Annotated in this window: 7 protein-coding genes and 2 pseudogenes; 5 read left to right on the top strand and 4 right to left on the bottom strand. The window is 68.2% G+C overall.

Translation table 11 applies throughout. From position 1 onward, the window contains the following. Positions 1-164 precede the first annotated feature (164 nt). Both ABT137_RS41105 and ABT137_RS41100 read right to left on the bottom strand, forming a co-directional pair. The gene (locus tag ABT137_RS41105) at positions 165-707 is read right to left on the bottom strand and encodes a hypothetical protein (RefSeq protein WP_351717063.1); all 543 of its coding nucleotides are present in this window, start codon (positions 705-707) and stop codon (positions 165-167) included. A 125-nt stretch (positions 708-832) separates the two neighbouring features. After that, the gene (locus ABT137_RS41100; RefSeq protein WP_351717061.1) at positions 833-1,699 is read right to left on the bottom strand and encodes a polysaccharide deacetylase family protein; all 867 of its coding nucleotides are present in this window, start codon (positions 1,697-1,699) and stop codon (positions 833-835) included. Between the two features lie 99 nt (positions 1,700-1,798). Between ABT137_RS41100 and ABT137_RS41095 the strand changes: the two genes are divergently transcribed. From ABT137_RS41095 to ABT137_RS41085, 3 genes and pseudogenes are all read left to right on the top strand, one after another. Then, positions 1,799-2,719, top strand: coding sequence for a LysR family transcriptional regulator (locus ABT137_RS41095; protein ID WP_351717059.1), 921 nt, complete (start codon positions 1,799-1,801; stop codon positions 2,717-2,719). A 173-nt stretch (positions 2,720-2,892) separates the two neighbouring features. Next, positions 2,893-3,513, top strand: a complete 621-nt coding sequence (locus tag ABT137_RS41090; protein ID WP_351717057.1) for a DinB family protein — start codon at positions 2,893-2,895, stop codon at positions 3,511-3,513. 122 nt (positions 3,514-3,635) lie between these two features. Beyond that, a pseudogene (locus ABT137_RS41085) lies at positions 3,636-3,782 on the top strand (antibiotic biosynthesis monooxygenase family protein); the annotation flags it as partial. A gap of 27 nt (positions 3,783-3,809) precedes the next feature. Here the strand turns inward: ABT137_RS41085 and ABT137_RS41080 are convergent. Continuing rightward, positions 3,810-4,094 (bottom strand): annotated as a pseudogene (locus tag ABT137_RS41080) (aldehyde dehydrogenase family protein); the annotation flags it as partial. 511 nt (positions 4,095-4,605) lie between these two features. Here ABT137_RS41080 and ABT137_RS41075 point away from each other — a divergent pair. After that, on the top strand, positions 4,606-5,091 hold the full coding sequence (locus ABT137_RS41075; protein WP_351717055.1) for a hypothetical protein: 486 nt from the start codon (positions 4,606-4,608) through the stop codon (positions 5,089-5,091). 254 nt (positions 5,092-5,345) lie between these two features. Here the strand turns inward: ABT137_RS41075 and ABT137_RS41070 are convergent, their stop codons facing one another. Next, a complete protein-coding gene (locus ABT137_RS41070) occupies positions 5,346-6,089 on the bottom strand; it encodes an SDR family oxidoreductase (protein WP_351717054.1) in 744 nt (247 codons plus the stop codon). 158 nt (positions 6,090-6,247) lie between these two features. Here ABT137_RS41070 and ABT137_RS41065 point away from each other — a divergent pair, with 158 nt between their 5' ends. Further along, entirely contained in the window at positions 6,248-7,192 is a 945-nt protein-coding gene (locus ABT137_RS41065; RefSeq protein ID WP_351717052.1) for a LysR family transcriptional regulator, read from the top strand. The last annotated feature ends 102 nt before the right edge of the window (positions 7,193-7,294 follow it).

The following is a 7,294-nucleotide window of genomic DNA, read 5'->3' as shown; positions in this document are numbered from 1 at the left end:
GAGCCGCATACGCCCTCACCACCTACGACCTCTTCGGCCTCGACGACAGCGACGGGCACTTCCGGTGGTGCGTCGAACAGCTACGCCACAACGCCCTGTTCAGCGCCTAGAGTGCGATCACGGGAACAGCCACGGAGTCGTCCTGGCCTGCCGGGCAAACGTGCTCAGCAGCGCGACCAGGCTTCCCGGGGCAGGAAGTGAGGGAGGTCGTCCAGGGCCTCGCGGGGAACGAACACAGGCCGTGTGAGCAGGTGATCGCCCGCGCGCTGCACATCCAGGACGACACCCAGTGAGTCCGACCCAGGGACCCCGGCATCCATGTAAGAAAGCTCCGTATACGGCTCTCGGACTTCGGCACGGTCGAGCATCCACTGCTCCAGAACGGACGGGACCCGGCCGACCAAGGCCACACCCTCTACCAGGACCTGGGGCCCCCGCAGTGCATCGACCACGACGCCGGCCAGCCGTTCCTCCCGGTAGTAGAGCTTCAGACCGAACTCTCGGTACTCACCCTCCACAACGACGTCGACAGCCTCGTTCGCACGACGGCTGAGCCTGTGGCGCTGAGCTTCTGTTGTGACGCCGCTCAGTGCCTTCGATGCCTCACCGGGCCTCATACCGAACCCCAGCGGCCCCACGCTCACGAACGGATCCAGAGTCCATTGCTGCCGTTCGTCATCCGCCAGGGCATGCCACCACTCGAACATGACCGCGGAGGCTACGGCAGCGGCACGGAAGCGCGGTCACCGGCTGCAAGTTGCGCCGGGCAGGTCCTGGTTGCCTTCGGACACGTGCGGCAGCAGCGTTGGTACGCGGCGGGAAGACTTCAGGTTCACGGCTGGACCGTGCGCCGGTAGTGCTCGGCGATCTCGTCGCTGGTGGTCAGCCAGACGTCGGGTTGTGCCGCAAGGTAGGCCAACGCTTGGTTCAGATACGTGGCGCGGAAGGCCTGGCCGATCACGAACGGGTGCAGTGCCAGGGCCATCACCCGTCCGCTGTGCTCGGAGTCGGCGTGCAGTTGCTCGTACTGGTCCTTGACGATCTGAACGAACTCGGGCCCGGTGGTGCCCTTGGAGAACAGGCCCAGGTCGTTGAGTTCCACCGTGTAGGGGACGCTGAGCATCCCGGGCACGTTCAACGGGTAGGGCTGGTCGTCGTTGGTCCAGTCCAGGATGTAGCTCAGGCCGAGCTCGGCGAGCAGGGCCGGGGTGTGGAACGTCTCGGTCAGTCCGGGCCCCATCCAGCCGCGTGGGCGCTGACCGGTGGCGGCGGCGATGGTGTCGACGATGTCAGTGAGATGCGCGAGCTCCTCGTCGCGGGTCATGCCCGCCTGGAGGATCGAGTTGCTCCGCCCGTGCGCGAGCCAGGCCCAGTTCCGTTCCAGGCCCGCCTTGACGATCTGCGGGTAGTGGTGGGCCACGTCGGAGTTCAGCAGTGCGCTTGCCCTGATGCCGTGCCGGTCCAGGATCTCCGTGACGCGCCAGATACCGACGCGGGGCCCGTAGTCGCGCCAGCCGTAGTTGAGCGCGTCCGGCACCAGATCGGCGGTCCCCGGCCAGATACTCGTGGACGGGCGGTCGATCAGGAAGTGCTCGACGTTGAGCCCGATGTAGACGGCGACCCTGGCGCCGCCGGGCCAGGTGATCGGTGGGCGTTCGGTGATCGGGCTGTAGTCGAAGAGCTCGTTGGCAGGTCCCATGGCCCAAAGCCTCGAACAGCCGTCGGGGCCGAACAAGACCGATGTGTTCTACGATCGATGCGCAGAACTCATCGATGAACGAGCTGTCCCGGGAAGGCGATGGAACGGCACGAGATCGAGGCGTTTCTGATCCTGGCCGAGGAGCTGCACTTCCGTCGCACCGAGGAGCGGCTCGGGCTGGCCCATGGCCGGGTCAGTCAGACGATCAAGAGGCTCGAACACCGCCTCGGTGTCACTCTGTTCGAACGCACCAGCCGCCATGTCGCGCTGACCCCGGCCGGGCGGCAGCTCCACGACGACCTGGCCCCGGCGTACCGACAGGTCCAGGAGGCGGTGGCGCGGGCCGTCGCGAGTGGCAAGGGTGTCACCGGAACCCTGCGGGTCGGCTTCTCCTCGCAGTGGGCTGCCGACCTGCTCGTCAAGGCCGCTGACGTGTTCCGGGAACGGCATCCCGACTGCGCGGTGCAGATTCAGGAGGTCCAGCTCAGTGACCCGTTCGGCCCGCTGCGTGCGAACGCGCTAGATCTGCAACTCACCGAGTTCCCCGTTGCAGAGCCGGATCTGGTCGCCGGCCCCGTGCTCTTCTCCGAACCGCGTGCACTCATCGTCCCCGCACAACATCCTTTCGCCCGGCGCGAGTCGGTCGGCCTCGAAGACCTGGCGCGCACTGAACTGGTGAGCGTGTCGGGCGACATCCCGCCCTACTGGATCGACTACCACTACCCTCGCCGGACGCCTGAGGGACGGCCCATCACGCACGGCACCACCGTCGTCTACTGGATGGAGGTGCTCTCGCTCGTCGCGGCCGGCCGCGGAGTCTCGCCCGCCGCACTGCGTGCCGCGCAGTACCACTCGCGGCCCGGCATCGCCTTCGTACCGTTCCGTGACGCGCCACCGATCGAGTACGGCCTGCTCTGGCCACGCAACGGTGTCACAGCACGGGTCCGCTCCTTCGTCGACACCGTCTGCGAGGTCGCGTCCCGTGCTGCCTCCGAACCTCGCTCGAACAAAGCCACCTGAGATGTCCCGTGACTGCTGGACGAGACGTGGTTACGCCGTTCGCCGACGCCCAGGCCGGCCGACCGGCAAGGCCCCCACCTCGGTGAGGCTCCTCCGAATATGAGACGCGGCTGTGGTGCCGGCTGTGCCAGGCTGGCGGATCGCCCCGGCTTGACTCGACACAGGAGCGTTCGATGACGTTACCGTCCCGCCTGTCTTCGCTCCTGGAGCAGTACGACTTCGCACGCAAGCGCCTCGCCGACCGCATGGCCGGGCCCTTCATGGACAGCGGCGACGGGACGGATACGCAGGTCGGCCCCATGACCGACGAGGAGTACCTCTGGGAGCCGGTGCCTGACTGTTGGTCGGTACGGCGGCGCGTGGACGGGCCGGGATCGCGCGCGACGCTGCTGGCAGGCACCGGCGACTGGGGACGCGACGACGCTTCCTACCCGCACCCGTGGCCGCCGCCGTTCACCACCATCGCGTGGCGCTTGAGTCACCTCAGTGAACTGCTGACCCTGCGCGCCGACCACACGGCCGGCGGCCACGGGCTGACCCGGGACGACTACCCCGTCAGTGGGGACGTCACAGAGGCGGTCGCGGCCTTCGACGCCGGCGCCACGGCCTGGCGGAAGGTACTGCTGAGCGTCGACGACGCCGCACTCGACACCGTGGGATATTGCACCTACCCGCACGGCAGCGACCCGGACGAGCCGTTCATCGACATCGTGTGGTGGGTCAACCAGGAACTGCTGCACCACGGGGCCGAGATCGCCCTGCTGCGCGACCTCTACCGCGCCCGATCACGCTGACTCCGCCACCAGGAAAACTGTCGGGCCATAGGTGCAGGCCTTGCTGCTGTGCCAGGCGCGACTGTCGGTCTGCTACTGGTCGCTCACGCCCTCCTGCATCACCCTTGCGGCAGGATGAGGCCATGAGCGTAGTCAAGATCAACGTACTGACCGTGCCGGCAGAACAGCGCGAGACGCTGGAGAAGCGGTTCGCGTCGCGGGCGCATGCTGTGGAGAACTCGGACGGGTTCGAGTGGTTCGAACTGCTGCGGCCCCCCAGGGGACCTGACCGGCCAGCACAGCGTTGGCACAGTCGGGGCCACGAAGTAACCCGGTCCGTCGAGGGCACCGCCTCCGGTCGCCACTCGGACGCCTTCCTCCTTCACCCGTTCGAGGTAGCCCGTGCCCCGGTCGAAGTGCGCTTTCGAGACCATCAGATCGACTTCCACGTCATCGCCGGAGGTCGGCTCGCCGGCGGCCGCAAGATCGGCGTCCGGGAAGATCACGACCGGGGCCTTGCCGCCGAGTTCGAGGTGCACACGCTCGAGAGTGTCGGCGGCGGCCCGAGCGACAGCACGACCGCTGGAGACCGATCCGGTCAGAGCAGATCCTTACCGGCACTGGGCAAGAACGACACCTCAAACCGATCAACGCCCATGGATCGCGCCGTCCACTACGGCCATGACCCGGCAGTCGAGCTGTTGCATCGGCACATTCAGCGGGGAGAACCACGAGCACCATGTACGTGGCCGGTTCCTGCCTACGGGCTGGCCGGTGCCGGGGGCCCACCTCGTCAGGGTCGACTCCCTTGGCCAGCTCAGTTCAGCAGGGCAGCTGTGAACACCTCGTGGTGGGCCGCCAGCCACCCTCCTCGTCCGCATCCAGTCCGTAACGCGTCGCCCAGGTCCCCCAGACCCGGCGCTGGTTTCGTGCTCTTCGAGCGCGAGGAGATGAGTATGGAGGGCGCGCGGTGGGCGGCGCGTACGAGGTCGAAGCCTGCCGGAGAACCCGGTTGAGCACACCGAGGCAGATCGACACACCGGATCACCCCCACACCTCGCCCACCCTGACATTGCACCCGCCGCCCCTGCCCAACGCCAGCAGTACAAGCGCTTGCGCTGGCGCACTCTGCCCGCCGAGGCGGACCTGCTGACCCACACCGCACGTACGATCCTCGACGGACTCGGTATCGAACCCGTCCAACGGGCCCTGCGACTCAACGCCGCCGACGTGCGCCGACTGCGGCTGCCCGGCCCGGATGCGGACAGCATCACCGAGGCCAGGCTCCACCGGACCGTACCCGCCGGCGACTTCTCCATCGCCCGCGTCGCCCAGGCGCTCAACACCACAACGGCCCACGCCATCCACCTGCTGTCGCAGCATCCGGTCGACTGGAGCCCGCCCCGCTTCCGACACACCCAGCAGACGGCCTCCCGCATCAGCCAATGGCGCACCTGGTACGAACCGGACCACCGCTCACTCCAGGACATCGCCGACCACGAAGGAACGAGCCTGGCCACGGTGCGTCCGGCTCTGCTCAAGAACGACGTCCCGCTGCGTCCCGCCAGGTCCTACCCAGGGCGTCCGAGGAGGCGTTGAGCCGCCCCCGACATCGCGTGCTCGGCCCGGGATCAAGAGACGGCGAAGCCGACACGCTGCAGCCAGGCAACTGTGTCACCGTCGGCTTCGCCGACTCTCTCGCCCTTGACTGCCAGCCCCTCGGCAAAGGTCGCGCCCGGGGTCGGATGCGACACGGACTTGTGACGGGCAGGCGTGACCTTCGCTCGTCCGGGAGGGACGACACGGGCGGGAACGCAACATGGGGCCGCTCCCGCCCATGACGGAGACTCCTGTCAGAGTTGGGAACCGCCGCCGTCCACGGCGAGTTCGGCGCCGGTGGTGAAGGTGGCGTCGAAGGCGAGGAAGGCGACTGCCTTGGCGATCTCGTCGGGGGTGCCCACGCGCAGCATGGGGATGTCCGCGGCCATCTGTGCCTTCGTCTGTTCCGCCGCTTCCGGGGGCATCGACTTCTCCAGGATCCCGGAGTCGATCGGGCCGGGGCTGACCGCGTTGACGCGGATCTTCCGTGGCAGCAGCTCACGGGCCATGCTGCGGGTCATCGAGCGCAGGGCCGCCTTGCTCGCCGCGTATGCGCTGAGCGCGGGAAGGCCCAGCACATTGACGACCGAGGTGGTGAGCACCACGCCACTGCCCTCGGCCAGCAGCGGGACGAGTTTCTGCACCGTGAAATACGGGCCCTTGGCGTTGATCGTCAGCAACTCGTCGAAGAGCTCCTCGCTCGTCGCCTCGAACGGTGCGAATCCGTTCACACCCGCGTTGGCGAACAGGGCGTCGACCGTGCCGAACTCGGCTTTCACGCAGTCGGCCAGCGCGTCGATGTCGGCCAGCGACGACGCGTCGCTGCGTACCGCGCTCGCGCTGTCGCCGAGCTGGTCGCGGGCGGCATCCAACGCAGCCTGATGACGCCCGGTGATGAGCACCCGTGCCCCTTCGCCCACGAGGAGCCGGGCGGTGGCCAGGCCCAACCCGCTGCTGCCTCCTGTGATCACGACGCTCTTGCCCTCGTACTTGCCCATGGTGGACATCCTCTGTTTCAGGAATCGGCCTGCGGATCATGTCCCTCCGGGGCGGCCACGGAGGGACGGCATCGAGTCAACAGCCGTCTGCGGTAGGGCGTCCAAGACCTGTTTCGCACCCGCTCATGCAGGATCGGTATCACGAGTAGGGTGTCTGCATGTCCGATGAAGTTCCGCCCGCTCCGGCGCTCGTTCCCGGCCCGGACCTCGACTTGAGGCTGGTGCGGTACTTCACGGTCGTCGCCGAGCATCTGCACTTCGCCCGGGCGGCGGCCGCGCTGCACGTGGCCCAGCCCTCCCTGAGCCGCCAGATCAAGCGGCTGGAGGACGCCCTCGGCGTGCGTCTGCTGGAGCGCACCACCCAGGGCAGCGCTCTCACCGCGGCGGGTGCGGCCTTCCTGCCCCAGGCGCAGGCACTCCTGCACTCCGCCCAGCAGGCGGTGCGGGCCGCACGCGCCGCGGCGCCACCGCGCACGATCACCATCGGGTACGTCGAGGACCTCGTCATCACTCCCGCGGTGCGGGACCTGCGCCGCCGTCATCCCGACGCCCACGTCCGCACCCGGCATCTGGACTGGAACGAAACCCGCGCCCTTCCCGACGGCCGGGTCGACGTGCTCGTCGCCCGCACGCCGCTTCCCATCCCGGACAACGACCTGAGTGTGACCGTCCTCTACGACGAACCCCGGGTACTCCTCGTGCCCGCATCCCACCGCCTCGCCGACAAGGAGTCGGTCAGGCAGGACGACTTCGCCGACGAACCCCTGCTGGCCTGTGCCGGCATGGCCGCGGTCTGGAGCGGGTTCTGGCGGCTCGACCCCCGGTCGGACGGCAACCCGGCCCCATTCGGTCCGCTGCTCGTGGACGCCTTCGAGGACAAGCTCGAAGGCATCGCGGACGGGCGCGCGGTCGCCGTCGTTCCTGCGTATGACCGGCGCTACACACTCCGGGACGACCTCGCCGCCATCACCGTCGACGACATCGAGCCCTGTCAGGTGGTCGTCGCCAGCCGCGCAGGCGACCGCAACCCGCTCGTGGCCCACTTCCGGGAATCCTCGCGCCGGTTCCTCGAACCCCGGTATGGGGAAATGACACATTCCTGAGACGGCCGTCCAGCGACGCGGCCTGAGACAAGGAGAAGGACAGCAGGTCACAGCGCCGTCGCCTGACAGCGAAACCGAGGACCTACAGAACAGGTGCAGGGT

It is taken from the genome of Streptomyces sp. NPDC001980 (assembly GCF_040296885.1).
In the GTDB taxonomy this organism is placed as follows: domain Bacteria; phylum Actinomycetota; class Actinomycetes; order Streptomycetales; family Streptomycetaceae; genus Streptomyces.
This window is presented reverse-complemented; position numbering and strand designations above follow the sequence as displayed.